This is a genomic window from Streptomyces sp. HUAS TT7 (genome assembly GCF_051550175.1).
Taxonomy (GTDB): domain Bacteria; phylum Actinomycetota; class Actinomycetes; order Streptomycetales; family Streptomycetaceae; genus Streptomyces.
On record NZ_CP196175.1, the window covers coordinates 4,181,554 to 4,207,465 of the forward strand.

Genomic DNA, 25,912 nt, shown 5'->3' on the forward strand with positions numbered 1-25,912 from the left:
TGCCGAGCCGGCCACCGGGCCGAAGGCATCCCCACTCCCCCGGAGGGTCTGGGGAAGGGGCGGGGTGGGGGGATCCCAGCAGAACACCCTGCCCCCTGCCCCCTGCCCCCTCTCCCTACCTCCTCCGCGTCCCAAAGATCGAACGTGAAATCTCCCGCCCCAGCTGCGTCCCCACCGACCTCGCCAGTGAGCGAAAAATCCCGCTCCCCACCACCTGCTCCGCGAGCGACGCATCCTGCTTCCTGGGACGCGCCGAACCCTTTTCGGACGGAGCGTCCAGTGCGGCCTGTACCGACGCCGCTTCCCTCGCCTGTTCCGCCGCCGACAGCTTCTCGAAGGCCGACTCGCGGTCCACCGGTTCCGCGTAACGGGCGTACAGGAGAGAGGACTTGACTGCCGCCTCCAGGGCCGCCGCGTCCACGGGGGCCATCAAGGACTGCGGGGCCCTCAGGCGCGTCGCCGCGACCGGGGTCGGCGCGCCGTTCTCGCTCAGTACGGTGATGACCGCCTCGCCCGTGCCGAGCCCGGTCAGGACTTCTTCGAGGTCGTAGGGGGAGTTCGGGAAGGTCCGTACCGTCGCCTTCAGGGCCTTCGCGTCGTCCGGGGTGAAGGCTCTCAGCGCGTGCTGGACGCGGTTGCCGAGCTGGGCGAGGACGTCGCCGGGGACGTCTTTGGGGGTCTGGGTCACGAAGAAGATGCCCACGCCCTTGGAGCGGATCAGCCGTACCGTCTGCGTGATCGACTCCAGGAACGCCTTCGACGCGCCGCTGAACAGCAGATGCGCCTCGTCGAAGAAGAAGACGAGTTTGGGCCGATCCACGTCCCCGACCTCAGGCAGCTTCTGGAAGAGGTCGGCGAGCAGCCACATCAGGAAGGTGGAGAACAGCTGGGGTTTGTCCTGGACGGCCGGCAGCTCCAGTACCGATACCAGGCCCCTCCCGTCCGGGGCCAGCCGCAGCAGCTCGCTCGTGTCGAATTCCGGCTCACCGAAGAACGATTCCGCCCCCTGCTGCTCGAACGCCGTGACCGAGCGGAGGATCACCCCGGCGGTGGCTGATGACAGGCCGCCGATTCCCTTGAGTTCCGGCTTTCCCGCGTCCGAGACCAGGAAGCCGACCACCGCTTTCAGGTCCTTCAGGTCGTACAGCTCCAGGCCCTTGCTGTCCGCGTAATGGAAGATCAGGCCCAGTGACTGCTCCTGGGTCTGATTGAGTTGCAGCACTTTCGACAGGAGAACCGGGCCGAAACTCGTGACCGTCGCGCGCAGCGGGATGCCCGGGCCGATGCCGCCGAGGCCGTAGAACTCGCAGGGGAAGCCCGCCGCCTCCCAGTCCTGGCCGACCTGCGCGGACCGTTCGGCCACCTTGTCGCCGGGCTTGCCGGGGGCCGAGATGCCCGACACGTCGCCCTTCACGTCGGCCAGGAAGACCGGCACGCCGTTGGCGGAGAGCTGCTCGGCGATGAGCTGGAGGGTCTTGGTCTTGCCGGTGCCGGTGGCCCCGGCGACCAGGCCGTGCCGGTTGAGCATGGAGAGCGGGATACGGACCGGTGCGTCCGGGAGGCACTGGCCGTCCCAGAGCAACGCGCCCAACTCCATCGCGGGGCCCGTGAAGCCGTAGCCGGCGGCGATCTCGGCGGCGGGCGGTGGCAGCGAGGTGGAGGCCGGAGGGGGCGCGGACGGATCGGCGGGCTCCGGGTTCCGAACCCGCGCTCCGGTTTCATCCGGCCCGCCGGCGCCCATGGGCTCGGGCGCGGCCGCCGTCCGGTCGCTGTCGGTCATGACGGCCCCCCGCGTCGGGTTGCATCTGATTTGCTGGGTCTTGCCCAGGATTGCACTCGCGCCCCATGGCTGCGCCCGGAGCCGCTCGCCCGGTAGGCTTTCCGTGTGATCTTCAAGCGCATCGGAAGCGGGCGGCCCTATCCCGACCACGGCCGGGAAAGCACCCGGCAGTGGGCGGATGTCGCGCCGCGCCCGGTCCGGCTCGATCAGCTCGTGACCACCAAGGGGCAGCTCGACCTGGAGACCCTCCTCGCGGAGGACTCCACGTTCTACGGCGACCTCTTCGCGCATGTCGTGAAGTGGCAGGGCGACCTCTACCTGGAGGACGGGCTTCACCGGGCGGTTCGGGCGGCGCTCCAGCAGCGCCAGGTTCTGCACGCCCGCGTACTCGAAATGGACTGAGTCCGACAGCCGGATGAGCCTTTCGGACCCTTTGAGGCGCATACGGGCGCACACGCGCGCCAACCGTTGATCATTTAGTAGGCATCATCACGGGTCGGCACTACCCTGCGCCTATGAGCATGCTCACTCCCCCCGGCATGGGCGGAAAGTACCGCATCAAGGGTGACACTTACCCGCGGATGCGACGTCCCCGAAAGCGCGGCCGGCTGATCCTCGCGCTGGTCGGCGCGATCGTGGCCCTCGGCCTGATCGGCTGGGGAACGATCCAGCTCATCGACGTGTTCGGCGGCGGCGGGAAGTCGCATGCTGCCGCGGACCACAAGAAGGACTGCCCCACACCCGGCGCCTCGGGCGCCCCCCAGGCGCTGCCCAAACCCGCCCAGATCACCGTCAACGTCTACAACGCGACCGAGCGCGCGGGCCTGGCCAAGTCGGTCGCCGACGAGCTGAAGAAGCGCGGCTTCGCGATCGGCAAGGTCGGCAACGCGCCCGGGGAGTACGACAAGAAGGTCCCGGGCAACGGAATACTGCTCGGCGCCGCCGCAGCCACCCGCGGCCCCTTCTCCGTACTCGGCACCCAGCTCAAGGGCGCCGCGCAGAAGACCGACACGCGCAACACGCCGGACGTCGATCTGATTCTGGGGACGACGTTTGCCGACCTGAACACGCCTAAGGACGCGGACACGGCCCTGGCCGCCCTGGCCAAGCCCGCACCCGCGCCCTCGGGGACGTGCTGAGAACCTTCCAAGAGCCCTTTGAAGGGACCTAGTCGGCGGTCCCGTACATGCGGTCGCCCGCGTCGCCCAGGCCCGGCACGATGTAGCCGTGCTCGTTCAGGCGCTCGTCGACCGAGGCGGTCACCACGGTCACCGGCGTGCCCGCCAGCTCGCGCTCCATGACCTCGACGCCCTCGGGGGCGGCGAGCAGCACCACGGCCGTGACGTCGTCGGCGCCGCGCTTGATCAGCTCGCGGATGGCCGCCACCAGCGTGCCGCCGGTCGCCAGCATCGGGTCCAGGACGTACACCTGGCGGCCCGAGAGGTCCTCGGGCATGCGGGTCGCGTACGTGGAGGCCTCCAGGGTCTCCTCGTTGCGGATCATGCCGAGGAAGCCCACCTCGGCGGTCGGCAGCAGGCGCACCATGCCGTCGAGCATGCCGAGACCCGCCCGCAGGATCGGGACCACCAGGGGACGCGGGTACGAGAGCTTCACGCCCGTCGTCGGCGTCACCGGGGTCTCGATGTCCACCTGCTCGGTGCGCACGTCCCGGGTGGCCTCGTAGGCGAGCAGGGTGACCAGCTCGTCGGCGAGCCGCCGGAAGGTCGGGGAGTCGGTGCGCTTGTCGCGCAGCGTGGTGAGCTTGTGCGCCACGAGAGGGTGGTCGACAACATGGATCCGCATGACGTCCACAGTAACCGGGGCGTAGCGGCCCCGCGTCCCACCTGCTGCTCTTCGGCGCTGGCGTCAAGCACCCGAACGGGGGGAAGGTGGGAGGCAGGAGACGACCCGGGGCGGTGTGAGCCAATGCCGGACGAGCACGACGACGAGCGGCAACCGGAGAGCGACGCGGATCGCCGGCGGCGGCGCGCCCAGTTCCTGCGCGAACTGCACGAGGCGAAAGCGCTGCGCGACCGGGTCCAGCCCCGGCGCGCCCGGGCCGCCCGGATGCGCCAGGCCATGCGCATGCGGACCTTCCGCTGGTGAGCCGCGAAACGGCGCCCCGGGCCCGTGATCACGGCGATCGGGAGCCCTTGGCCGTGGCGGCCCGGACCCGTGGTCCCGGCGCGTCGCACTTCGTGATCACGGTGCGTCAGACCCCGTGATCACGAGGGGTCGAACCCCGCGTTCGCGACGACCGGAAAAACGCAACCGCGGAAGAACTCTCGCAACGGCGGTGTTTTCTGCCACGATTCCGAATGAAGCCACAGCCGGGGGGACCCCCAACCGGCACGCCTATGACCAGTGGGAGAGTCACGGTGTACTTCGCCGCACTGCTCGCGCGCACCGAAGACGGGTGGGAAGCGAGCGACACAGAGCTCGACGATGTGGAGACGCTGTCGGATCTGGCCGACCTGGCCCGGGAAGCAGCAGCCGACGGGGCCGACGACACGGTGCTCGTCTTCATCGAGCAGGAGGACGCCTGGTTCGGCGTCGTCCGCGTCGACGGCGAGGAGGACCCGCGCGTCTTCGTCTCGAACGCCGCCGTCGCCGCCCGCTCCTCGTACGGGGCCATGCTCACCGACGAACTGCTCGGCCACGACCAGGACGACGAGGAGGACGAGCTGGACACCCTTGACCTCGACGGCACGGAGGACGGCTACGAGGACGAAGCGGCCGCGGACGAGGTGGGCGGCGACGACCTGTCGGACGGCGCCGCACCGGCCGGGCCGCTCGGCGAGAGCGCGATCCTCGCCGACCTCGGGGTGAGCGAGCGCCGCCTCCTGGCGCTCGACGGCGACGCCCTCGTGACGATCGCGGACGCGCTGGGTGCGGCCGAGGTCCTGGAGGCCGTCCGCTAGTGCTCCACCCGCACGATCCCGTACGCGAGCGGTGGGCGGAGCCGATGCGCTCCGCCCTGGCCGGGGCCGCACAGGCCGAGTCGGCCGGCGATGTGCCGGTCGGCGCGGTCCTGCTGGCCCCGGACGGCGCCTTCCTCGCGGCCGGGCACAACGAACGCGAGGCGACCGGCGATCCGACCGCGCACGCGGAAGTCCTCGCGATCCGGCGCGCGGCTCACAAGACGGGCGAGTGGCGGCTGACCGGCTGCACGCTCGTCGTCACCCTGGAGCCGTGCGTGATGTGCGCGGGCGCCATCGTGCAGTCCCGGATCGAGAGGGTCGTCTACGGAGCCCGCGACGAGAAGGCGGGCGCGGCCGGTTCGCTGTGGGACCTCATACGCGACCAGCGCCTCAACCACCGCCCCGAGGTGATCGCGGGCGTCCTTGAGGAGGAGTGCTCGGCGCAGCTGACGGCCTTCTTCCGGCAACGGTGACCCAGCTCTCGCAGAACCGATTTCAAACCACGGCCCACCTTGGGCTAAGCTCTCTCTCGGTAGCGTGTCCGAGCGGCCGAAGGAGCTCGCCTCGAAAGCGAGTGTGGGGAAACTCACCGAGGGTTCAAATCCCTCCGCTACCGCTTCCGAAGGGCCCCGACAGCGTCGGGGCCCTTCTTGCGTACCCGGTCCACGAGGCCGTACGGACGCAGCCCGAACGCGAAGAAGCCCCGGTCGGGGGAGACCGGGGCTTCGACGTCAGGACGGGGGGAGCGGCATCGGGGGGACAAGCCGCTCCCCCCGACGAGAACAGAACCTGCAAGTCCTGCGCCGCAGTCAGGGGGGAAGCTCGCGGCGCGGACCCCGCAGTGAGGTCCTGTTCCTCGCCCGCCGCATTCCTGCCAGATGTGGTGGGCTCAAGAACCATCCTGCTCTCCCGTCACGTCCTTACCGTCGGGCAAAGGGCCCCGATCATCAGGCCCTTGGTCCTTAAAGGCCGGGTGAGTACCGGCCAAGCGGCGGTTAGACTCACCCGACCGCACAGGGGTAACGCCGTCGCCGGGGAGGGGCAAGGCACAGTGGACGTCAAGAAGGTCCTGCTCTACATCGCCGTGGTTTTCGTGCTGTACACGATCATCACGTCGCCGGTGCAGGCCGCCGGGATGGTCCAGACCGGGTTCGAGGGCATATCCAGCGCGGCCAAGGGCGTCGGAGAGTTCATGACCAACCTGGTCCGTTGAACCCGTCCACCCTGTCGCAACAGACGCAGTCGTAGGAGAACTCATGATCCGCCACCTGGTCCTGTTCAAGCTCAACGAGGGCGTCGAGCGCGACGACGAGCGTGTGGTCGCCGGTGTGAAGGCCTTCCGGGAGCTCGACGGGATCGTGCCCGAGATCGAGTTCTGGGAGTGCGCCTGGAACATCACCGACCGGCCGATCGCGTACGACTTCGCCATCAACTCCGCCGTGGCGGACGCGGACGCTCTGAAGCGGTACCTGGAGCACCCCGCGCACCAGGCCGCGGCCGGCCAGTGGCGCGAGTTCGCCACCTGGGTGATCGCCGACTACCCGTTCTGAGCGGGCCCCCGGTCCTCTGACGGATCCGGTACGCAGCCCGGCCCCGCACCTGAGAGGTGCGGGGCTTTTTCGTGCCCCCATTCACCCTCAAGCAGGGGCCATATGCCCCAACTTGCCCTCAACACGTGGTTATACGGTGCTTGCACATACTGGACATGTCTTGTGATGCTATGACCGCTTTTGACGGATGAGTTGACCGAGGACTAAGGGGTGGCGTGACCGTGCCGGCCAGTACTACGCCTCAAGCGCCGCCCCAGAACGAGCCGCAGGACGCCCCCGAAGTGCCCGCCCAGGACTCCTCGGAGGGCCCCAGGGGCCCCGCCAGAACGTCCACCAGGGGCGCCGACACCCGCGCCCTCACCCAGGTGCTTTTCGGCCAGCTCAAGGAGCTCACGCCGGGCACCCCGGAGCACGGCCGGGTGCGCGGGGCGCTGATCGAGGCCAACCTGCCGCTGGTGCGGTACGCGGCCTCCCGCTTCCGCTCCCGCAACGAACCCATGGAGGACGTCGTCCAGGTCGGCACGATCGGACTGATCAACGCGATCGACCGTTTCGACCCGGACCGCGGCGTCCAGTTCCCCACCTTCGCGATGCCCACCGTCGTCGGCGAGATCAAGCGCTACTTCCGCGACAACGTCCGCACCGTGCACGTCCCGCGCCGCCTGCACGAGCTCTGGGTGCAGGTGAACGGCGCCACCGAGGACCTCACGACCCTGCACGGCCGCTCCCCCACCACCGCCGAGATCGCCGAGCGGCTCAGGATCGGCGAGGACGAGGTGCTCGCCTGCATCGAGGCGGGCCGCTCGTACCACGCGACCTCCCTGGAGGCCGCCCAGGAGGGCGACGGGCTGCCCGGCCTGCTCGACCGGCTCGGTTACGAGGACCCCGCGCTCGCCGGTGTCGAACACCGCGATCTGGTCCGCCACCTTCTCGTACAACTGCCCGAACGCGAACAGCGGATCCTGATGCTCCGCTATTACAGCAATCTGACGCAGTCCCAGATCAGTCAGGAATTGGGAGTGTCGCAGATGCATGTGTCAAGGCTCCTCGCCAGGAGCTTCGCCCGACTTCGATCCGCAAATCGAATCGACGCATAACCGGTTCGAGTGAGCCGGGCTCCCGTCTCGGGCCGGTAAAAAATTTCCGACCGAAAAACCCCACACCCCCTGTTTCCTGCACGTACTCCGGCCCACGTTGTCGACATGTCACTACAGCGTGTTGCCGACATGTGACATTCTGCGGAAACCGCGTTTGCCGCAGCCCCGCCTCCGGTATTCAGGTGGAGGCTGCTTCCTCCGATGGTCGTGGCCCAACGCGACCGTCCGCGACCTCAAGGGGGTGGCATGTCCGCAGAACAGGGCAGCTCGAAGGTGCTCACGCTCACCAAGAGCGCACCCGCACCGACCGTGCGCCGGCACGCCGCAAACACCGCAGCCATCGACACCCGCACGCTGTCCCGCTCCCTGTTCCTGCGCCTCGCCACGCTGGACACCGACAGCCCGGAGCGTACGTATGTACGCGACACGCTCATCGAGCTCAACCTGCCGCTCGTGCGGTACGCGGCGGCCCGTTTCCGCAGCCGCAACGAGCCGATGGAGGACATCGTCCAGGTCGGCACGATCGGTCTGATCAAGGCGATCGACCGTTTCGACTGCGAACGCGGCGTGGAATTCCCCACGTTCGCGATGCCCACGGTCGTCGGTGAGATCAAGCGGTTCTTCCGCGACACCTCGTGGTCGGTGCGGGTGCCGCGCCGCCTCCAGGAGCTGCGGCTCGCCCTCACCAAGGCCAGCGACGAGCTCGCCCAGAAGCTCGACCGCTCGCCGACCGTCCCCGAACTGGCCGCCGTTCTCGGCGTGTCCGAGGAGGACGTGGTCGACGGGCTCGCGGTCGGCAACGCCTACACCGCCTCCTCGCTCGACTCGCCCGCCACCGAGGACGACGGCGGCGAGGGCTCGCTCGCGGACCGGCTCGGCTACGAGGACACGGCGCTCGAAGGCGTCGAGTACCGCGAGTCGCTGAAGCCGCTGCTCGCCAAACTCCCGCCCAGGGAGCGGCAGATCATCATGCTCCGCTTCTTCGCGAACATGACGCAGTCGCAGATCGGCGAGGAGGTCGGCATCTCGCAGATGCATGTCTCGCGCCTGCTCACCCGCACCCTGGCCCAGCTCCGCGAGGGCCTCATCTCGGACTGACTCTCCCCGACTCCCGTGCCCCTCTGGTTAATTGACGCTCCGTCAGACACACTGGCGCGATGCGACGACGTACTGCGCTGATCGGTGTCTCGGCGGTGGTGGTACTGGGCCTGGGCGGCACCCTCGCCGCCTGTGCCGGCGGCGGGGAGCGGGCCGGGTATGTGGCGGTCGGTGCCGCGGGTCCCGGGCCCTCGGCCCCGGATCACGCGGTGCCGCCGCGGGACGGGGTCCAGCTGGTCCCGCTGGACGGTTCGACCGCGCCGGGACCGTCCGGGTCCGCGGGTACGGGTCCTGGTGCGGGTCCCGGCCCTGGTACGCCTTCGGTGCCGCCGGGGCCCGGCGCCTCGGCCGGGCAGACGCCTGTGGTTGCGGGGGACCCTTCGAAGTCCCCTGCGGCACCCGGGCGTTCAGGTTCGGGCGGCTCGTCCGGCGTGCCCAAAGCCCCGGGTACTCCTGGCGCCCCGTCCGGTACGCCCTCCGGCTCCGCCAAGCCCGCCGGGCCCGCGGTGCTCGGTCTCGGGGCGCCCAGCCGTTCGGCGGGGGATCACCGGTGGTGCGAGAACGTGACCGTCCAGTTCCGCAACAGCGGGGGTACGGCGGTGAAGTCGGGCAGCGTCATGTTTGCGACGCACATTGTCGGGATGCTCGGCATGGACTGGGCGACCATTACGTCCAGCCAGGCTCTGCCGCTGCCGATCCCTGCGCATGGGGCGGTCTCACATACGTACGGGGTGTGTGTGGAGGCGTGGCGGGTGCCGCTGGGGATGCATGTGGAGACGCGGTCGGTTACGGCCAGTTGGGGGTAGGGGGTTTGGATTCCCCACCCCGCACCTCCCCGCTGTGACACTCTGCGGCTCCGCCGCGTGGCCTCCGGGGGAGCCGGGTTGGCTGCCGGCCGGTGGGCGGTGCTGGGGGCGCTGCCCCCAGACCCTCGCTCCTCAAACGCCGGAGGGGCTGGTTCTTGCCGCCCGGGCTCGCAAGTCTTCCGCCGGCGCCGGTCAAGGCCTGGCTGGCCGGTCAAGGCCTGGCTGGGCCTATGTGCCGTAGCCGGGCCGCCGCACGCCTCGGGCAGCAACTCCCAGCCAAGTCACCGGAACGCGCCGTCTTTTGTCGAGAGCGACGCCGACCGAGCCCCCCGGGGGGCCTGGCCTGCCTCAGCCCAGCGCCAGCCAGGCCACCGCCGCGAGGACGACGATCACCGCGACCACTCCGACGATCAGGCCGACGCGCGGACCTGCCGGAGCCGCTGCCGGGGTTGCCGCCTGGCGGCCCTGCGGGGCGCCCTCGTCGACGAAGGCGCGGAACATCTGCGTGGAGCCCGCCGGGTCGTAGTTGCCCTCGGGACCCTGGGGCGCGTGGGGGTTGTGTGCCATGGGGCAGGACCCTAGCGAAGATGGGTGCCCGGCCCAACCCCCGCCCCCGCGCGAAGACACCCGCGAGCCAACCCGGGCCCAGCGCACAGACGCTGAGAACACCCCGTCGGCCATCGCCCAGCTCCGCGTGAAGCGACCAGCGAGCCGGCCCCGGCCGCCGGAACGCCCCATCGAATACGCACCACGAGCCGCCCCCCACTCCCGCGCGGAGCAGCCCAGCTCCAACCCACCACCCGCTCAGGGACGCGGGAAACAGCGCGACCAGCCGCACACAGCCCGTACCCGCGCACCCCCAACACCACCCCCCACCTGCAACTTAACTTCCCGCACGCAAAGGCTTTGCTCACCCTTTGCCAGCCCGGAGGGTATTTCGTTTGCCTTCGGCAACCAACAATCTTATGGTTGCCCGAAGCAACAAGATGTCGGGAGGTGTCGTCCATGGCCGCACAGAGTCTTTACGAGGAGCTGGCCCGGCAGCTCAGCGCCATCGGGGCCGTCAAGCGCGGGCTCGCGCGGATCCTGCCGCCCGAGTGCCCGGGCGGGTCCGCCGCCGTGCTCACCCTCCTGGAGCGGCACGGCGAGATGCGGATCAGCAGGCTCGCCGAACTCCTCGCGGTGGACATGTCGGTGACGAGCCGTCATGTCGCGCACGTCGCGCAGCGCGGCTGGATCGAGCGGTCCGCCGACCCCGCCGACAAGCGCTCGCGGATCCTGCGGCTCACCCCCGCCGGCCAGGTCGTGATCGACGATCTCGGGCTGCGCACCGCGGAGATGTTCGCGCACACGCTCAAGGACTGGACCGACGACGAGGTCGGACAGCTCAACACGATGCTGGCCCGCCTGCGCGACTCTTTCGGGGACTGCCGGGCGCCACACACCCGTACACCCGCTTAGCACCACACCCGTACACCTGCCCAACAGACGTACAAGACAAGGAACTTCATGGCTACGACCACACCAGCCGGTGTGCGGGGCGGCCACGCCAAGCATGGCGGGCACGCGCCCGCCGGTGACGGCGCGCCGATGACTCACCGGCAGATCATGGAGGCGCTCTCCGGGCTGCTGCTCGGCATGTTCGTCGCCATTCTGTCCTCGACGATCGTCTCCAACGCCCTGCCGCACATCATCAGCGACCTGGGCGGCGGCCAGTCCGCGTACACCTGGGTCGTGACGGCCTCGCTGCTTGCGATGACCGCGACCACCCCGCTCTGGGGCAAGCTGTCCGACCTGTTCAGCAAGAAGCTGCTGGTCCAGATAGCCCTGGTCATATACGTCGGCGGCTCTGTCGTCGCCGGGCTCTCGCAGAGCTCCGGCATGCTCATCGCCTGCCGGGTCGTCCAGGGCATAGGCGTCGGCGGGCTCTCCGCGCTCGCCCAGATCATCATGGCCGCCATGATCTCGCCGCGTGAGCGCGGCCGTTACAGCGGCTACCTCGGCGCCACGTTCGCGGTTGCGACGGTCGGCGGACCGCTGCTCGGCGGCCTGATCACCGACACCGACTGGCTCGGCTGGCGCTGGTGCTTCTACGTCGGTGTGCCGTTCGCGATCATCGCGCTGATCGTCCTGCAGAAGACCCTGAAGCTCCCCGTCGTGAAGCGGGACGTCAAGGTCGACTGGACCGGCGCCTTCCTGATCAGCGCCGCGGTCTCGCTGCTCCTGGTCTGGGTGACCTTCGCGGGCAACAAGTACGACTGGATCTCGTGGCAGACGTACGCCATGGTCGGCGGCTCGATCGTGCTCGGCGCGCTGTTCGTGTTCGCCGAGTCGAAGGCCAGCGAGCCGATCATCCCGCTGCGCCTCTTCCGCAACCGCACCATCACCCTTGCCTCGCTCGCCTCGCTCTTCGTGGGTGTCGCGATGTTCGCCGGCACGGTCTTCTTCTCCCAGTACTTCCAGCTGGCGCGCGGCAAGACGCCGACGATGTCCGGTGTCATGACGATCCCGATGATCGGCGGACTCTTCATCGCGTCCACCGTGTCCGGGCAGGTCATCACCAAGACCGGCAAGTGGAAGGCCTGGCTGGTCAGTGGCGGTGTGCTGGTGACGGCGGGCCTAGGTCTGCTCGGCACGATGCGCTACGACACCCCGTACTGGCACCTCGCGATCTACATGGCGCTGATGGGCCTCGGCATCGGCATGATGATGCAGAACCTGGTGCTCTGCACCCAGAACCAGGTCTCCCCCGCCGACCTCGGCTCGGCCTCCTCCGTCGTCGTCTTCTTCCGCTCCCTCGGTGGTGCGGTCGGCGTCTCGGCGCTCGGCGCGGTCATGGCCAACCGGGTCACCCACTACGTCACCGACGGCCTCACCGCGCTCGGCCCGCAGGGCGCCGCGGCGGCGAAGAGCGGCGGCGGCTCCGGCACGATCCCGGACCTGGCCACGCTGCCCGCGCCGATCCGCACCGTCATCGAGAGCGCGTACGGGCACGGGGTCGGCGATGTGTTCCTGTACGCGGCACCGTGCGCGCTGCTCGCGTTCCTGATCACCCTGTTCATCAAGGAGATTCCGCTGCGCACGAATGCGGTCGGCGCGGCCGAGTCCGAGCCCGCGGCCGAGCAGGCGACTGTCGCCGCCCCGGCTCCGGCTTCAATTCCCGCCCAGGCGGCGGCAGTTGAGGCTCCCGTCATGGAAAGCGCCCCTGATGGCATTCCGGTGCACGGTACGGTCCGTGCGGCCGAGGGGGCGCCCGTCGCCTCCGCCGCCGTCACGCTGATCTCACTCGGCGGCAGCCAGCTCGGCCGCGCGGTGGCGGGGCCCGACGGCGGGTACCTGCTCACCGCTCCGGGCGCCGGTTCGTACGTCCTGATCGCGGCCGCCGACGGCTTCCAGCCACAGGCCTCGACCGTGGTCGTGGGCACCGAGGCGCTCGCGTACGACATCCTCCTGTCCGGCACCAGTGGCCTCACGGGTGCGGTGAAGGCCGCCGAGACCGGGGCGCCCGTCGAGGGCGCGATGGTGATCGTGACCGATGTGCGCGGGGATCTGCTGGCCACGGGCAAGTCGGGCGCGGCGGGCGAGTTCACCTTCGGTGAGCTGGTTCCGGGCCAGGTCACGGTGGCGGTCAACGCGGACGGGTTCCGCCCGCTGGCGCTGCCGGTGGAGATCGCGGGCTACGGCGTGACCCGTATCGAGGCCGCGCTCCAGGCCGGGGCGCTGGTCCAGGGCACGATCCGGGGCGGCGGCGACCGGCGTCCGCTGGCGGATGCGCGGGTCACGCTGCTCGACGCGGCGGGCAACGTGGTCGCGGGCGCGACGACGGGCGACGACGGCGCGTACGCCTTCGCCGACCTGAACTCCGGCGAGTACACGCTGATCGCGACCGGCTACCCGCCGGTGGCCGGCTCGCTGACCGTGACCGGCCGCGGCGTGGACGGCCACGACATCGAACTCGCCCACCCCGGCGAGTAGTTGAGACCCCCGGGTACGAGCCTGCTTCGAGCGGAGGCGGACATGCGTACCCGGCGTGGAAATGGGCCCCGGGGAAGGAGCGGCGGGCAGGGGACGGCCGGCCGTCCCGCCCCCGGGGCCCGGCCTTTTGCACATGGCCTTCTGAACTTGGCGTTCTGAACTTGGCCTTCTGCACCTGAGTTGCACTTGAGGAGAGAAAACGGGATGGGACTGCGGGCACAGGTACGGACGCGCGACGGCTGGGCGGTTTCGCACGCCGTGGTGACGATGACCGACATGACCGGCACGCAGGTGCTGCGCGCCTCGGCGGCGGAGGACGGCTCGGTGTCGGCGGACGTGGCCCTCGCGCCGGGCCCGTACACGGTGATCGTGACGGCCGTCGGGTACGCGCCCGCCGCCTCGACCGCGCTGGTCACGGCGAGCGGCCGGGCCGCGGTCGGCACGGTGGTGCTTGCCCGGCAGGGCGGGGTGGAGCTTCCGCCGCCGGGCCCCTGGACGATCGACCCGGCGCACTCGTCGGTCGGCGCGGTCGCCCAGCACCTGGGGATCTCCAGTGTGCACGGGCGGTTCGGGGAGTTCGGCGGGCGGATCGAGATCGCGGAGGACCTGGAGAAGTCGCGGGTCGAGGCGGTCATCGGGGCGGCGTCCATCGACACGGGCAACGCGATGCGCGACGGGCATCTGAAGTCCCCGGACTTCCTGGACGTCGAGCGCTTCCCCGAGATCACCTACCGCAGCACGGACCTGGTCCCGGCGGGGCCGGACCGCTGGACGGTACGGGGTTCGCTGTCCCTGCACGGAGTGCTCCGCGAGGTCGACCTCGACCTCTCCTACCTGGGTACGGGGCCGGATCCGTGGGGCGGGGTGCGGGCGGCGTACCGGGCGACTGCGGAGCTGCGGCGCGAGGACTTCGCGATGAACTACAACCAGGTGGTGCAGGCGGGGATCTCGGCGATCGGCACGACGCTGCGGGTGGAACTGGACATCCAGACCGTGCAGGGTACGACCCTGCCGAGCGTCTGACCCTGCCGGGTCGGGGGGCGGCGCGTTCGCCTACGGGCCGACGCGGGCCTGGTGCGCAGTTCCCCGCGCCCCTCAACCCCCTTTCGGCCGCGGGCCGTGCGTGGCTGGGTGCGCCCACACAGGGGGGACCCCCATCGCGGCGGAGCCGCAAATGTCACAGCCCCGCGCCCCTGACAGCACCGGGTACAGGCATCTCCAGCCTGTCATGGGGGTCCCCCTGGCCCTTAAGGCCTTGGGGGAGTTTGAGGACGAGCGCCCTTCAGGCGCGATACGGGGTCTGGGGCGGGGTGGGGGGATTCCCCGGTCAGGCAGAACCCTGCCCGCTCAGCGCCTCGATCCCCGCCACAAGTAGCGACAGCGCGAAGTCGAAGTCGCGCTGTCGCATCTCCTCCACCGTCTGCCCGCCCCGCGCCGCCATCAACTCCGCCGCATCCACGAACTGCTCCCGGTACTCCGGCCGTTCGGTCAGCGCCCCCATCGCCTGGGCGAAGTACTCGTCCTGCGTGACCCCCGCATCCTCACAGCGCCGCACGAACGTCCCCTCGATCGTGCCGAAGCCGTACACGAACTGGAAGACCGCCGAGAGCCCGCCCATCTGCCCGTGCGGGGGAAGCCCCGTGCGGGCCAGGATCCGCTGAGCCGTGTGCGAGAAGGCCATCGCGTGCGGCCCGATGTTGAGGTAGCGGCCGATGAGCGCGGACGCCCAGGAATGGCGTACGAAGACCGCGCGGTAGCCGGCGGCGACCGCGCGGAGCTGGTCGCGCCAGTCGGCGGCCTCGTCCTGCATGCCGGGCAGTTCGACCTCCGAGAACACCGAGTCGAGGGCGAGTTCGAGGAGGTCGTCCTTGGTGTCGACGTACCAGTACAGGGACATCGCGGTCACGCCGAGCTCGCCCGCGAGGCGCCGCATGGAGAACTTGGCGGACCCTTCGGCGTCGAGCAGCCGTACGGCCTCGGCGGTGATCCGGTCCCGGTCGAGGGCGGGCTGACCGGCCTCGGGGTCCGCCCGCCGCGCCCGGTTCCCCGCCTTGCTCCCGAGCCACACGCTGGTACGCGCCGCATCCTTCGTACGGTCCGCCGCCGACACCATCGCCGCCCTCCTCGGGCCTTGGTCCTGCCGACCCCGCAGGGTCCTGTCCGTAAGGGCCACGCCCCTCAGGGGGCTATGTCCGGAATTCGGAGGTCTCACCCCCCTCGATGCTATGCGGCGGGAGCCGCCCCGGCGGGTGCGGGAGTGGTTCGTTCCGCGCGGTGCAGCAGGAACGCCGCGAGCAGGCCGCCCGCGAGCACCGCGACCGCGCCGACCAGCTGGCTGGTCTCCAGGCCGGAGGCGAACGCGTCCGCGATCCGGCCCCGTTCGGCGTCGTCGTGAGCGGCGGCGAGCGCGGCGGGCAGCGAGGCCGCCGCGACCGGCACCAGCGCCGCGAACCGCGAGCCCAGCACCGCGCCGAGCACCGCCACGCCGAGCCCGTTGCCGAACTCGCCCAGCGTTCCGTTCACACCCGCGCCCACGCCCGCCTTCTCCGGCGGGATCGCGCTCATGATGGCGTTGGCCATGGCCGGCATGGAGAACGCGATGCCCGCGCCCATCACGACCAGGCCGAGCAGCGTGCCGCCGTAGCTGTGCCCACCGAGCAGCGCGATCGAGGCGAGCCCCGCCGCGCTCGCGGTCATGCCGATGGCTATGGCACGCGGGGTGCCGACCTTGGTGACCAGCTTCGCGCCGACCCCCGACATGTTGAGCACGACGACGCTGAGCGCGAGCGGCGCCGTGCGCACACCCGCCTCCAACGGGCCGTATCCGAGCACGAACTGGAGGTGCTGGGTCAGCAGGAACAGCGAGCCGCCCATGCCGAACGCGACCAGGATCGAGCCCGCGACCGCTCCGATGAATTTCTGGTTCCGGAAGAAGTGCATGTCCAGCATCGGGTGCTCGATCGACAGCTCCCAGCGTACGAACGCCGCGAGGAACACGAGGCCGACGGCCGCCGAGGCCAGCACATGGCCGGAGAGCCAGCCGTGGCCCGGCCCGGAGATGATCGCGTACACGACACCGGTCATGCCGATCGTGGAGAGCAGCGCCCCGAGCAGGTCGGGCCGGTCGCCCTGCGGGTTCTTCGACTCCGGTACGAGGGCGACGACGGCGATCAGGCCGAGCACCGCGACCGGGATGTTGACCAGGAAGATCGCGCCCCACCAGAAGTGGTCGAGCATGACCCCGCCGATCAGCGGCCCGGCGGCGAAGCCGAGCGAGTTGACGGTGGCCCAGATGCCAATGGCCTTGACCCGGGCCTCGTCGTCGAAGATCTGGACGACGACGGCGAGGGTGGTGGTCATGAGCAGCGCCCCGCCGACGCCCATGCCCGCGCGGGCGGCGATCAGCTGCCCCGAGTTCTGCGCGAGGCCGGCGGCCAGCGAACCGATGCCGAAGAGGGCGAGGCCCGCCGCGAGCATCTTCTTGCGTCCGTAGCGGTCGGACGCGCTGCCCGCGGTGAGCAGCAGGCCCGACTGGACCAGCGAGTACGCGTTGATCATCCACTGGATGTCGGCGGTGGACGCGCCGAGTGAGGTGGTGAGCGAGGGGATGGCGACGTTGAGGACGGTGTTGTCGAGCAGCACCGTCAGCTGGGCCACGCAGATGACGCCGAGGATCAGCCAGCGCTGCGGGTGCCCGGTGGGGGTGGTCGGATTCTCGGCTGTCGTTGCCGTCATTGCGGCTCCCTGACTCCTTATACGGTGTAAGTGGGTGAGCGGTGTACACCGTAAGGGAGGTTCTTCTACGCTGTAAAGCGATTTATGGGCGACGCGGACTTGGGTGGGCGGGCGGGTGAGGAGCCCGCCATGGCAAGGCTTGCCGGACCAAACCCTCGAATGCGTCAACTGGCCCTCGCAACAGGCTCGTTGATGCCTGCGCTCGCGCCCGCAGCGCATGCGACCCCGGCCCACCAGGGTGCGCCGGGGCTCCGCCCCAGACCCCGGGAGGCGCCCCACCCCGCCCCTTCCCGAGACCCTCCGGGGGCGGGAAAGGGTGAAGCCAGGTTTCCTGGGGCTCCGCCCCAGACCCCGTTCGCGCCTAAAGGGCGCTCGTCCTCAATCGCCGGACAGGCTAAAGATGCCGGTGCCGACCAGCACCACCCCTGCCAGGGGCGCGGGGAACTGCGCGACCAGCCCCCACCGGCCCGCGGATGAAGCCCCCCCCCCCGCCGAGCGCCTAGCTCACCCGCGCTGTCAGGTCGTAGAACGTCGCCGTCCCCACCGTCACCTTCTTGAAGGACGACTCGACCCAGCTGCTGATCCCGCTCCCTCCGCCGCCCATCATTCCCCCGCCACTGGCGATGAAGTAGTGGACCTTCCCTTCGGCCACGTACTTCTTGAACTGCTCCAGCGTCGGTGACGGGTCGCTGCCGTTGAAGCCTCCGATCGCCATCACGGGCTTCCCGGTGGCGAGTTGATAGCTCGCGGCGTTCTGCGAGCCGATCGCGGCCGCGGCCCAGGTGTACCGGTCCGCGTCCTTCGCCAGGAGCGCCTCGGCCTCGGCGCTCACCTTCGCGCCGTCGAGCAGACCGCCCATGCCGCGGCCCATTCCGCCACGCTCACCGGTGGCTCCGCCGCGCTGCCCCTGCGCACCACCGGGCTGCCCCATGCCGCCCCCCGGCATGCCCTGGCCCTGGCCCGCCCCCCGGCCCGGCCGGCCGCCGTTCTGCCCACCAGCCTGCCCGGCACCGGCACCCGCACCGGCACCCGCACCGGGCCCCGCATCCCCGCCGAACCGCATCCGTCCACCGCTTCCCCCGGGCCCGCCCCCCATGCTCGCCCCAGCAGGGCCCGCCGTCACGATCGAGCCGGTGTGCCCGGTGTTGAGCGTGCTGAGCGAGTACGCCGCCGGGCCGGCCAGCGAGGCCGCGAGGCCCAGCCCGGCCACCCCCAGCGCCACCCTCCGGTTCAGCCGGCCAGCGAGCGCGAGACCCAGCGCCGCCGCGAGGCCGCCGATCAGCACCGTCCAGCGCAACCACGGCAGATAGTCCGGGGTGCGTCCGAGCAGCACGTACGACCAGACGGCCGTGGCCGCCACCGTCACCCCGAGCGCGAGCGCCGCCCAGATGCGCGATCGCTCCTCCCACAACACCGTGACCCCCATGCCGACGAGCGCCGCGATGTAGGGGGCCAGGGCCACCGTGTAGTACTGGTGGAAGATCCCGGCCATGAAGCTGAAGATCACGGCGGTCATGAGCAGCGCCCCGCCCCAGGCGAGGAACGCGGCGCGCGCGGTGTCGGTGCGCCTGGCCCTCCAGGTGACGACGAGGCCCGCGATCAGCAGGAGCAGGGCCGCGGGAAGCAGCCACGAGATCTGGCTGCCGATCTCGGAGTTGAACATGCGGCCAAGGCCCGTCTCGCCCCAACCGCCGCCTCCTCGGCCACCGCCGCCCGCGCGCATGGCGCCGGGGAACTCCATGCCGCCCGCCCTCGCGCCCCCGCCGCCGACGCTGCCCGTCTCGTCGCCGCTGATGCGGCCGAGCCCGTTGTAGCCGAAGGTGAGCTCAAGGATGGAGTTGTGCTGCGAGCCGCCGATGTACGGGCGCGACGACTTGGGCCACAGCTCCACGGCGGCCACCCACCAGCCGCCCGACACCACCAACACGCCGGTGGAGAGCGCGAGTTGGCCCAGGCGGCGACGTACGGAGGTCGGCGCGCACACCGCGTACAGGACGGCCAGCGGCGGCAGGATCAGGAAGGCCTGCAAGGTCTTGGTCAGGAACGCGAAGCCGATCGCGGCCCCGGCCCACACCAGCCACTTGGTGCGGGCGTCCTCCAGCGCGCGCAGCACGCAGTACACGGTGACCGTCATCAGGAGCGCCAGCAGCGCGTCCGGGTTGTTGAAGCGGAACATCAGCGCCGCGACCGGGGTCAGGGCCAGTACCGCGCCCGAGATGAGACCCGCCGCCGGGCTGAACCGGCGCCGCACCGCCGCGTACAGGACGGCGACCGTACCCACGCCCATCAGCACCTCGGGCAGCAGGATCTGCCAGGAGCCGAGGCCGAAGAGGCGTACCGACAGGGCCATCGGCCACAGCGAGGCAGGGGGCTTGTCGACGGTGATGGCGTTCGCCTCGTCGAGCGAGCCGAAGAAGAAGGCCTTCCAGCTCTGGCTGCCGGCCTGGACGGCCGCCGAGTAGAAGGAGTTCGCGTACCCGGAGGCGCTGAGGTTCCACAGGTACGCGGCGAAGGTGGCGGCGAGCAGCGCGAAGAGCGCGGGCCGCACCCAGGCGGGATCCTCGGGGCGGCCGCGCCACAGCCGGCTCCGGGCGGCCCGGTGCCCGGCCGCCGCGACCCCCTCGTGCGGATCGGCCTGATGGGAGGTCGTGGTCATCGTGCGTGGCCCTTCGGGTGATCGGGAGAAGGAGTGCGGTCCGGGAAGACCCAGGCGCGGAACAGCAGGAAGCGGAGGACCGTCGCCGCGAGGTTCGCGGCCAGCAGGACGGCCACCTCGGTGGAGTGCGCGGCGTCCGGGTCGGCCGCGTCGAGGGCCGCGAGCGAGCCGCTGGTGAGCGCGAGGCCGATGGCGAAGACCGCGAGGCCCCGCGCCTGGTGGCGCACCGCCCGGTCCCGGCCGCGTACCCCGAAGGTGAGCCTCCGATTGGCCGAGGTGTTGGCGACCGCCGACACCAACAGGGCTGCCGCATTGGCGAGTTGGGGTCCCATCGCGGTGCGCGAGAGCGAGTACAGGAGAAGGTAGAAGAGTGTGGAGAGCGCGCCGACCGCGCAGAACCCGACGAGCTGACGGGCGAGCCCGCCCGGCACTCCGCTGAGCTGCCGGTCCCTCGGGTCGTCGCCGAACGGCCGCGAGAGCCGGTCGAGCGGCAGCGCCCCGACGGCCAGCGCCCGCCCGACCCGCCACACCCCCTTGAGGTCGTCCATCGCGGTACTGACGATGTGCACGGTGCTGGCCGGGTCGTCGACCCAGTCCACCGGCACCTCGTGGATCCTGAGCCCGGCCCGCTCGGCGAGCACCAGCATCTCGGTGTCGAAGAACCACCCGGTGTCCTCGACCATCGGCAGCAGCCGCTGCGCCACATCGCGCCGGATCGCCTTGAACCCGCACTGCGCGTCGGAGAACCGCGCCGCGAGCGAGCCGCGCAGGATCAGGTTGTACGTGCGCGAGATGAACTCCCGCTTGGCGCCGCGCACCACCCGCGAGGAACGGGCGAGCCGCGAGCCGATGGCGAGGTCCGAATGCCCGGAGATCAGCGGCGCGACCAGCGGAAGGAGCGCGTTGAGATCGGTGGACAGGTCCACGTCCATGTACGCGAGCACGGGCGCGTCCGAGGCCGACCACACGGTACGCAGCGCCCGCCCGCGCCCCTTCTCCTCCAGCCGAAAGGCCCGCACTTCGGGAATCTCGCGCTCAAGTCCCGCCGAAATCCTGGGAGTCGAGTCGGTGCTGGCATTGTCGGCGACCGTGATCCGGAAGCCGTACGGAAAGGTCCGCGCGAGGTGCTCGTGCAGCCGCCGCACACACCGCTCCAGGTCCTGCTCCTCGTTGTGGACGGGGATCGTCACGTCGAGTACGGGGGTGCCGGCCGGCTGGACGGGCAGGTGGCGGCGCGCCGGGAGGGCCGCCGGATGCGCCGGGTTCACCGCGTGCGGCGCGGGCGCGGCACTCGGGGAGCGCACGGCGCGGGCCGTACCGGCGGCGCTCGTGGCAGAGGGTTCGGTTCGCATGCCGCGACCCTCGCGAGAGCCGCTGTCACACCTGTGTGGCCGGCCTGTGGCGAGGCTGTGAGATCTGGGGTGCGGCCTCGGGCACGCCCGGCAGCTCGACCCCGAACACCGTCCGCCCAGGACCGCTTCGCACCGTGACCCGCCCCCCGTGCGCGGCGACGACGGCCTGCACGATGGCGAGGCCGAGACCGGTGGAACCGGCGTTGCGGGAGCGGGACGCGTCGCCGCGGGCGAACCGTTCGAAGACGTGCGGGAGGAGCCCGGGCGGGATGCCGGGCCCGGTGTCCTCGATCTCGACGACGGCCCGGGGCCCGCGCACCTCGACCCGGGCGGTGACGGTGGTGCCGGGCGGGGTGTGCGTACGGGCGTTGGCGAGCAGATTGACCAGGACCTGCTGCAGCCGCTCCCGGTCCCCGCGTACGGCGACGGGCTCGCCGGGCAGTTCGAGCAGCCACTTGTGGCCCTGGCCCGCGGCATGCGCGTCCCCGACCACGTCGACGACCAGCGCGGAGAGATCAGTGCTCTCGTACGAGAGCGGGCGTCCGGCATCGAGGCGGGCGAGCAGCAGCAGGTCCTCGACGAGCCCGGTCATCCGGGCCGCCTCCGACTCGATGCGGCCGAGGGAGTGCCTGGTGTCGGGCCCGACGTCTTCGCGGCCGCGCCGGGTGAGCTCGGCGTAGCCGCGGATGGAGGCGAGCGGGGTCCTGAGCTCGTGGCTGGCGTCAGCGACGAACTGCCGCACCCGCGTCTCGCTCTCCTGCCGCGCGCTGAGCGCCTCGTGGACGTGGTCGAGCATCCGGTTGAGCGCGGCGCCCACCTGGCCGACCTCGGTGCGGGCATCCGCCTCGGCCCCCGGCACGCGCTCGTGCAGCGCCACTTCCCCGCTGTGCAGGGGTAGTTCGGACACCCGGGTCGCGGTGGCGGCGACCCGCCGCAGCGGCCGCAGGGCCACCCCGACGATGGCCGCACCCGCGATCCCGGCGGCGACAAGACCGGCGGCGGTCACGCAAACGACCACAAGGACAAGGGTGTTGACGGTGGCGTCGAGCCGGTCGGTGGGGAAGCCGAGCACGAAGGTGTTCTCGCGGTCCCACACGGCCCGGTAGTCACCGAGGCCGGGGATCGTCACGGAGTGGACCTTGCCGTCCTTGGGGACGGCGGCGAGCGCGCCGGTCTGCTCGGCGGAGAGCGACTGGGTGGTGCCTCCCCGGCCGTCCGGGGCCTCGACGGTCTGCTTGCCGGTGAGCCCGCCGACGGACAGCACGCTCGCGCCGACAGTGTGCAGCGGGTTCCCCGGCTTGCGCACGATCATGTCGAGGCCCGTGCCGTCCAGGGCGCCGAAGCCCGGCGGGGCGTCGCGGCCGATCATGTGCCCGGCCGTACCCGCCCGCAGCTGGTCGTCCAGCTGGCGCTGGAGGTTGGCGCCCATGGCGAGCACGGTCACCGTGCCGATGACCGCGCCGACCACGGCGAGCAGCGCCACCGCCGACACGACGAGCCGCGTACGGAGCGACCAGGGCCGCCGGAACCCGCCCACGCGCCGCTACTCGCCGGGCTTGATCAGATATCCCGCGCCGCGCCGCGTGTGGATCATCGGGGAGCGCCCGGCGTCGATCTTGCGCCGCAGGTAGGAGATGTACAGCTCGACGACATTGGCCTGGCCGCCGAAGTCGTACGACCAGACGCGGTCGAGGATCTGCGCCTTGCTGAGCACCCGGCGCGGGTTGCGCATGAGGAAGCGGAGCAGCTCGAACTCGGTCGCGGTGAGGTGGATGTTGACCCCGCCCCGGGTCACGTCGTGGCTGTCCTCGTCGAGCGTGAGGTCGCCGACGGCCAGCACGGATTCGCTGCGCAGGGCCGCCGTGCCCGAGCGGCGGATGAGCCCGCGAAGCCGGGCCACGACCTCCTCCAGGCTGAACGGCTTGGTCACGTAGTCGTCGCCGCCCGCCGTGAGCCCGGCGATCCGGTCCTCCACGGAGTCCTTGGCGGTGAGGAAGAGCACCGGCACGTCGGGGAGCTCGCGGCGCAGCCGCCCGAGGACGGCGAGGCCGTCCATGTCGGGCAGCATGATGTCGAGGATCACGGCGTCGGGCCGGAAGTCCCGGGCATCGCGCACCGCCCCGGCCCCGTCGCCGGCGCTGCGCACGTCCCAGCCCTCGTAGCGCAGCGCCATGGAGAGCAGTTCGCTGAGCGGCGCCTCGTCGTCCACGACGAGCACTCGGACGGGGCTGCCGTCCGGCCGCAGCATTTCGGTCCGCCCCTGGGGCGAGGAGGTAACGGTCATGGCCCCACCCTGTGAGCCGGCGGTGAGAACCTCCTTGCCCGATCCTGTGATTTGCCTGAGAAAGTGGGCGGGGGCCTTACGGTCGGCTCCTTGCGATCTGCTGCCACGGTCGGCTCCTTGCGGTCGGCTCAGCCGGGCAGTGGGCTCGGGCGCGGCGGGGTGCGGCCCGGCAGCCCGAAGAGGCGGGCCCCGTTCCCGTAACAAACCGCCCGAAGCCACTCGTCCCCGAGCCCGAGCCGCTCAAGGGCCTCCAGCTGATGGAGATAGGGGTACGGGATGTTGGGGAAGTCGGACCCGAAGAGAATCCGCTCCCCCAGATCCAGCAGCCGCCCCCGCTCCCGCACGGGGAAGGGCGCACCGCGCTCACTGAAGTCGGTGAAGGCCATGGTCGTATCGAGCATGACCGAGCCGTACGCGTCGGCGAGGTCGAGGAAGTCGGCGTACTCCGGCATCCCCATGTGCGCGACGATCAGCCGCAGCCGGGGGTGCCGCGCGAGCACCCGCCCGACGGGGCCGGGCCCGGTGTACTTCCCGGCCGCGGGCCCGGACCCGCAGTGAATGACGACCGGCACCCCGGCCTCGGCGAGCAGTCCCCAGACGGGATCGAGCAACGGATCCCCCGGGTCGTAACTCCCTACCTGCACATGGGACTTGAAGACGAGAGCGCCGGAATCGAGGGCGTCCCGTACGTAGGCTGCGGCCCCGGGCTCGGCGAAAAAGGTAGCGGTGTGAAGACAGCCGGGAGTCCGGCCGGCGAACCCGGCACTCCACCCATTGAGCCACTCGGCCATCCGAGCCCTGTGGGGGTAGATCATCGAGGTGAAGGCGAGCACCCCGAACTCCTCCCGGAGCAGCCGCAGCCGCTCGGCCTCCTCCTCCCGATAGGTGATGGGCCACTCGACTCCGCCGACGAGCTCCCCGGCCGAGTCGAAGTACTCCCACACCTTGTTGAGCACGCGCTCGGGCATGAAATGGGTGTGTACGTCGACGAGCCCCGGCAGCCCGAGCCGCCCCCAGAACGCCCGAACGGCAGCCCCGCTACTGCTTCCGCTCAAATCCATAACTCCGCTCGACCTTGGCGACATGGACGCTGTAGCCCTCGTACCACTCGGCCCGCCCGCGCCGCTGCGCCTGCTGGTGCTCCAGGCGCCCCCGCCAGGCGGCGATGGCCTCCTCGTCCCGGAAGTATCCGACGGTGATCCCGAGCCCACCGGGATTCCGCGCGGTCTCGTACCCGAGATACCCGGGTATCTCGGCGACGAGCTCCTGCATCAGGACGGAGGTCTCCCCGTACCCGCCGTCGGATCCGTCGGCGCCCTCCCTCCGGAGGGAGGTGAACACCACGGCGTAGTAAGGAGGTTGAATCCCGGAAACCAGCCCGTGCACTTGCTCTTGATCGCTCATGCCCCCACCCTCGGCCGCCTCCACGGACCGTGTCCAGATCCCTTACCGGAAGGGATCCAAAGGGGATCCAGTTCTTGACCATCGCCCCCGGCAGGCATCACCCCGTTCGCGCCCACGCACCCCGAACCGCAGACGCCGGACCCCAGCCCCCTTCAGAACAACTGATCCTGCACCCCCTCCTCCTTGGGCACCTCCCGCACCGGCACGCTGACGCCGCTGCCCGCGCCGGCACCGACGGCGGCAAGATCCCACCCGCTCATGAGCCGCGTGTCCAGCACGAGAACGGAGCCCCCCGCCTCCAGGTGGAGATCCGGCCCGGCGGCAGCGACGAGCCGCCCGCCGACGACCCCGCCGTCCACCAGCTCAGTGACGACCCCGGAGGCCGGCGCGAGCCCGGCGAGCCCGAACTCCCGTGCGTGGTCGACCACTTGGCACTCGATCCGCTCCAGCGACTCGGGCCAGCCGGCGAGCGCGAGGGCCCGCGCGTGCAGCCGGGCGACCTCGGCGGCCCGCTCGTCCGCCCCGGGAAGCCGGGCCCGTACGGCCCGCTTCTCGGCGTACGGGATCCGGTCCGGCACCCCGAGCGCGGCCCTGAGCAGCTCCTCGCAGCGCCGGGCCGCCATCAAGGGCCCCCGCCCGAGCCAGCCAAAGGCCACCGCCCCCTGTTCGAGCAGCCGGGCCGAACCCCGCTCCTCAGCGGTGATCCCGACCTTGACCATGCCGCTCCCGAACCAGGCGAGGTAGACGCGATAGGTCCGGGGATCGTCGAGGTACGTATCGGCGGCCACGGAATGCGCCCGGTCGAGCCGCGCACACTCGGCACACCGCGCCTGAGTACTCCGCCCCGGCATTGCCGCCGCCACAGGACACCGATTCCCCCGAGCCCCCACACAGCTCCGCTCCCCCACCACCCGAAACGCCAGCTCACGCCCGTACCCGAGCGGACTGCTCCGCCCCTCCTCCCAAAGAAGCCGAGGCCCCCCGTCGCCCCACCGAACCCCGACACACCGCCACAACCCAGCCACGTTCCGAAGCTACCTCCCGGCACTGACAACGGGGCCGGCCGCTCGCAGGAATCCGGGCCCTCGCCCAGCGGGCTGATGCCTTCTCAGTCCGCCGGACGAGGGGCCCGGTTGGGCCCCGGAGACCCGTATGGCAGCTTCGGTGAGCGGTGTGGGAGATATCGGATTAGCCTCCCAATTGAGCGCAAAAGTGGATCTTTTGATGGTGCGCTCCACTGACCCCAGGAGGAAA

Annotated in this window: 25 protein-coding genes and 1 tRNA gene; 14 read left to right on the forward strand and 12 right to left on the reverse strand. The window is 70.9% G+C overall.

What is annotated here, in order from left to right:
• Positions 1-115 precede the first annotated feature (115 nt).
• The gene (locus ACSHXC_RS18840) at positions 116-1,597 is read right to left on the reverse strand and encodes a helicase HerA-like domain-containing protein (protein WP_438296683.1); all 1,482 of its coding nucleotides are present in this window, start codon (positions 1,595-1,597) and stop codon (positions 116-118) included.
• Positions 1,598-1,885: 288 nt separating this feature from the next.
• On the opposite strand from ACSHXC_RS18840, the gene ACSHXC_RS18845 reads away from it, so the two are divergent.
• A complete protein-coding gene (locus ACSHXC_RS18845; protein ID WP_053725882.1) occupies positions 1,886-2,182 on the forward strand; it encodes a type II toxin-antitoxin system VapB family antitoxin in 297 nt (98 codons plus the stop codon).
• A gap of 137 nt (positions 2,183-2,319) precedes the next feature.
• The gene (locus ACSHXC_RS18850) at positions 2,320-2,919 is read left to right on the forward strand and encodes a LytR C-terminal domain-containing protein (protein ID WP_438296685.1); all 600 of its coding nucleotides are present in this window, start codon (positions 2,320-2,322) and stop codon (positions 2,917-2,919) included.
• A gap of 28 nt (positions 2,920-2,947) precedes the next feature.
• Here ACSHXC_RS18850 and upp read toward each other — a convergent pair whose 3' ends face one another.
• Positions 2,948-3,583 carry a uracil phosphoribosyltransferase gene (upp, locus tag ACSHXC_RS18855; RefSeq protein WP_114038765.1) on the reverse strand — a complete coding sequence of 212 codons (636 nt, stop codon included), beginning with the start codon at positions 3,581-3,583 and terminating at the stop codon, positions 2,948-2,950.
• A 123-nt stretch (positions 3,584-3,706) separates the two neighbouring features.
• On the opposite strand from upp, the gene ACSHXC_RS18860 reads away from it, so the two are divergent.
• From ACSHXC_RS18860 to ACSHXC_RS18900, 9 genes are all read left to right on the forward strand, one after another.
• Complete coding sequence (locus ACSHXC_RS18860) at positions 3,707-3,886, forward strand: hypothetical protein (protein ID WP_189965864.1); 180 nt, start codon at positions 3,707-3,709, stop codon at positions 3,884-3,886.
• A gap of 272 nt (positions 3,887-4,158) precedes the next feature.
• Positions 4,159-4,701 (forward strand): tRNA adenosine deaminase-associated protein, encoded by a 543-nt coding sequence (locus ACSHXC_RS18865; protein ID WP_438296687.1) that lies wholly within the window; start codon positions 4,159-4,161, stop codon positions 4,699-4,701.
• Positions 4,702-4,745: 44 nt separating this feature from the next.
• Complete coding sequence (tadA, locus tag ACSHXC_RS18870; RefSeq protein WP_438296689.1) at positions 4,746-5,174, forward strand: tRNA adenosine(34) deaminase TadA; 429 nt, start codon at positions 4,746-4,748, stop codon at positions 5,172-5,174.
• Positions 5,175-5,232: 58 nt separating this feature from the next.
• Positions 5,233-5,317, forward strand: a tRNA-Ser gene (locus tag ACSHXC_RS18875).
• A gap of 435 nt (positions 5,318-5,752) precedes the next feature.
• Positions 5,753-5,914 (forward strand): hypothetical protein, encoded by a 162-nt coding sequence (locus ACSHXC_RS18880; protein ID WP_189965863.1) that lies wholly within the window; start codon positions 5,753-5,755, stop codon positions 5,912-5,914.
• 43 nt (positions 5,915-5,957) lie between these two features.
• Entirely contained in the window at positions 5,958-6,251 is a 294-nt protein-coding gene (locus ACSHXC_RS18885) for a Dabb family protein (protein ID WP_438292675.1), read from the forward strand.
• 221 nt (positions 6,252-6,472) lie between these two features.
• Positions 6,473-7,348: an RNA polymerase sigma factor SigF gene (locus ACSHXC_RS18890; RefSeq protein ID WP_438292676.1), complete on the forward strand. Its 876-nt coding sequence runs from the start codon at positions 6,473-6,475 to the stop codon at positions 7,346-7,348.
• 246 nt (positions 7,349-7,594) lie between these two features.
• On the forward strand, positions 7,595-8,446 hold the full coding sequence (locus ACSHXC_RS18895; RefSeq protein ID WP_053725878.1) for an RNA polymerase sigma factor SigF: 852 nt from the start codon (positions 7,595-7,597) through the stop codon (positions 8,444-8,446).
• Between the two features lie 59 nt (positions 8,447-8,505).
• A complete protein-coding gene (locus ACSHXC_RS18900; RefSeq protein WP_438292677.1) occupies positions 8,506-9,252 on the forward strand; it encodes a hypothetical protein in 747 nt (248 codons plus the stop codon).
• Between the two features lie 348 nt (positions 9,253-9,600).
• Here the strand turns inward: ACSHXC_RS18900 and ACSHXC_RS18905 are convergent, their stop codons facing one another.
• Positions 9,601-9,819 carry a hypothetical protein gene (locus ACSHXC_RS18905; protein ID WP_344371120.1) on the reverse strand — a complete coding sequence of 73 codons (219 nt, stop codon included), beginning with the start codon at positions 9,817-9,819 and terminating at the stop codon, positions 9,601-9,603.
• A 438-nt stretch (positions 9,820-10,257) separates the two neighbouring features.
• On the opposite strand from ACSHXC_RS18905, the gene ACSHXC_RS18910 reads away from it, so the two are divergent.
• From ACSHXC_RS18910 to ACSHXC_RS18920, 3 genes are all read left to right on the forward strand, one after another.
• Positions 10,258-10,713, forward strand: a complete 456-nt coding sequence (locus ACSHXC_RS18910; protein WP_438292678.1) for a MarR family winged helix-turn-helix transcriptional regulator — start codon at positions 10,258-10,260, stop codon at positions 10,711-10,713.
• Between the two features lie 48 nt (positions 10,714-10,761).
• Positions 10,762-13,227: an MFS transporter gene (locus ACSHXC_RS18915; protein WP_438292679.1), complete on the forward strand. Its 2,466-nt coding sequence runs from the start codon at positions 10,762-10,764 to the stop codon at positions 13,225-13,227.
• 204 nt (positions 13,228-13,431) lie between these two features.
• On the forward strand, positions 13,432-14,250 hold the full coding sequence (locus ACSHXC_RS18920) for a YceI family protein (RefSeq protein ID WP_438292680.1): 819 nt from the start codon (positions 13,432-13,434) through the stop codon (positions 14,248-14,250).
• Positions 14,251-14,554: 304 nt separating this feature from the next.
• On the opposite strand, the gene ACSHXC_RS18925 is transcribed toward ACSHXC_RS18920, so the two are convergent.
• The 9 genes from ACSHXC_RS18925 to ACSHXC_RS18965 all read right to left on the reverse strand — a co-directional run bounded on the left by ACSHXC_RS18925 (position 14,555) and on the right by ACSHXC_RS18965 (position 25,683).
• Complete coding sequence (locus tag ACSHXC_RS18925; protein ID WP_438292681.1) at positions 14,555-15,340, reverse strand: TetR/AcrR family transcriptional regulator; 786 nt, start codon at positions 15,338-15,340, stop codon at positions 14,555-14,557.
• 110 nt (positions 15,341-15,450) lie between these two features.
• Positions 15,451-16,962 (reverse strand): MFS transporter, encoded by a 1,512-nt coding sequence (locus ACSHXC_RS18930; protein WP_438292682.1) that lies wholly within the window; start codon positions 16,960-16,962, stop codon positions 15,451-15,453.
• Positions 16,963-17,461: 499 nt separating this feature from the next.
• Entirely contained in the window at positions 17,462-19,618 is a 2,157-nt protein-coding gene (locus ACSHXC_RS18935) for an ArnT family glycosyltransferase (RefSeq protein ID WP_438292683.1), read from the reverse strand.
• Positions 19,615-20,970 carry a glycosyltransferase gene (locus ACSHXC_RS18940; protein ID WP_438292684.1) on the reverse strand — a complete coding sequence of 452 codons (1,356 nt, stop codon included), beginning with the start codon at positions 20,968-20,970 and terminating at the stop codon, positions 19,615-19,617. Before ACSHXC_RS18940 ends, ACSHXC_RS18935 begins: the two co-directional genes overlap by 4 nt.
• 25 nt (positions 20,971-20,995) lie before the next feature.
• Positions 20,996-22,507 (reverse strand): sensor histidine kinase, encoded by a 1,512-nt coding sequence (locus ACSHXC_RS18945; protein ID WP_438292685.1) that lies wholly within the window; start codon positions 22,505-22,507, stop codon positions 20,996-20,998.
• Positions 22,508-22,513: 6 nt separating this feature from the next.
• Entirely contained in the window at positions 22,514-23,254 is a 741-nt protein-coding gene (locus ACSHXC_RS18950; RefSeq protein ID WP_438292686.1) for a response regulator transcription factor, read from the reverse strand.
• A 128-nt stretch (positions 23,255-23,382) separates the two neighbouring features.
• Positions 23,383-24,315: an amidohydrolase family protein gene (locus tag ACSHXC_RS18955; protein WP_438292687.1), complete on the reverse strand. Its 933-nt coding sequence runs from the start codon at positions 24,313-24,315 to the stop codon at positions 23,383-23,385.
• Positions 24,293-24,658, reverse strand: coding sequence for an antibiotic biosynthesis monooxygenase family protein (locus tag ACSHXC_RS18960; protein WP_438292688.1), 366 nt, complete (start codon positions 24,656-24,658; stop codon positions 24,293-24,295). The genes ACSHXC_RS18955 and ACSHXC_RS18960 overlap by 23 nt, the downstream gene beginning before the upstream one ends.
• 152 nt (positions 24,659-24,810) lie before the next feature.
• Positions 24,811-25,683, reverse strand: a complete 873-nt coding sequence (locus tag ACSHXC_RS18965) for a DUF2797 domain-containing protein (RefSeq protein WP_438292689.1) — start codon at positions 25,681-25,683, stop codon at positions 24,811-24,813.
• Between the last annotated feature and the right edge of the window lie 229 nt (positions 25,684-25,912).

Excerpts from the sequence above, each read along its gene's own strand:
- ACSHXC_RS18935 (WP_438292683.1), bottom strand. The coding sequence starts at position 19,618 with ATGACCACGACCTCCCATCAGGCCGATCCGCACGAGGGGGTCGCGGCG.
- ACSHXC_RS18960 (WP_438292688.1), bottom strand. The coding sequence starts at position 24,658 with ATGAGCGATCAAGAGCAAGTGCACGGGCTGGTTTCCGGGATTCAACCT.
- ACSHXC_RS18925 (WP_438292681.1), bottom strand. The coding sequence starts at position 15,340 with ATGGTGTCGGCGGCGGACCGTACGAAGGATGCGGCGCGTACCAGCGTG.
- ACSHXC_RS18930 (WP_438292682.1), bottom strand. The coding sequence starts at position 16,962 with ATGACGGCAACGACAGCCGAGAATCCGACCACCCCCACCGGGCACCCG.
- ACSHXC_RS18955 (WP_438292687.1), bottom strand. The coding sequence starts at position 24,315 with ATGGATTTGAGCGGAAGCAGTAGCGGGGCTGCCGTTCGGGCGTTCTGG.
- ACSHXC_RS18900 (WP_438292677.1), top strand. The coding sequence starts at position 8,506 with ATGCGACGACGTACTGCGCTGATCGGTGTCTCGGCGGTGGTGGTACTG.
- ACSHXC_RS18850 (WP_438296685.1), top strand. The coding sequence starts at position 2,320 with ATGGGCGGAAAGTACCGCATCAAGGGTGACACTTACCCGCGGATGCGA.
- ACSHXC_RS18860 (WP_189965864.1), top strand. The coding sequence starts at position 3,707 with ATGCCGGACGAGCACGACGACGAGCGGCAACCGGAGAGCGACGCGGAT.
- ACSHXC_RS18885 (WP_438292675.1), top strand. The coding sequence starts at position 5,958 with ATGATCCGCCACCTGGTCCTGTTCAAGCTCAACGAGGGCGTCGAGCGC.
- ACSHXC_RS18895 (WP_053725878.1), top strand. The coding sequence starts at position 7,595 with ATGTCCGCAGAACAGGGCAGCTCGAAGGTGCTCACGCTCACCAAGAGC.
- ACSHXC_RS18840 (WP_438296683.1), bottom strand. The coding sequence starts at position 1,597 with ATGGAGTTGGGCGCGTTGCTCTGGGACGGCCAGTGCCTCCCGGACGCA.
- upp (WP_114038765.1), bottom strand. The coding sequence starts at position 3,583 with ATGCGGATCCATGTTGTCGACCACCCTCTCGTGGCGCACAAGCTCACC.
- ACSHXC_RS18905 (WP_344371120.1), bottom strand. The coding sequence starts at position 9,819 with ATGGCACACAACCCCCACGCGCCCCAGGGTCCCGAGGGCAACTACGAC.
- ACSHXC_RS18915 (WP_438292679.1), top strand. The coding sequence starts at position 10,762 with ATGGCTACGACCACACCAGCCGGTGTGCGGGGCGGCCACGCCAAGCAT.
- tadA (WP_438296689.1), top strand. The coding sequence starts at position 4,746 with ATGCGCTCCGCCCTGGCCGGGGCCGCACAGGCCGAGTCGGCCGGCGAT.
- ACSHXC_RS18940 (WP_438292684.1), bottom strand. The coding sequence starts at position 20,970 with ATGCGAACCGAACCCTCTGCCACGAGCGCCGCCGGTACGGCCCGCGCC.
- ACSHXC_RS18910 (WP_438292678.1), top strand. The coding sequence starts at position 10,258 with ATGGCCGCACAGAGTCTTTACGAGGAGCTGGCCCGGCAGCTCAGCGCC.
- ACSHXC_RS18920 (WP_438292680.1), top strand. The coding sequence starts at position 13,432 with ATGGGACTGCGGGCACAGGTACGGACGCGCGACGGCTGGGCGGTTTCG.
- ACSHXC_RS18950 (WP_438292686.1), bottom strand. The coding sequence starts at position 23,254 with ATGACCGTTACCTCCTCGCCCCAGGGGCGGACCGAAATGCTGCGGCCG.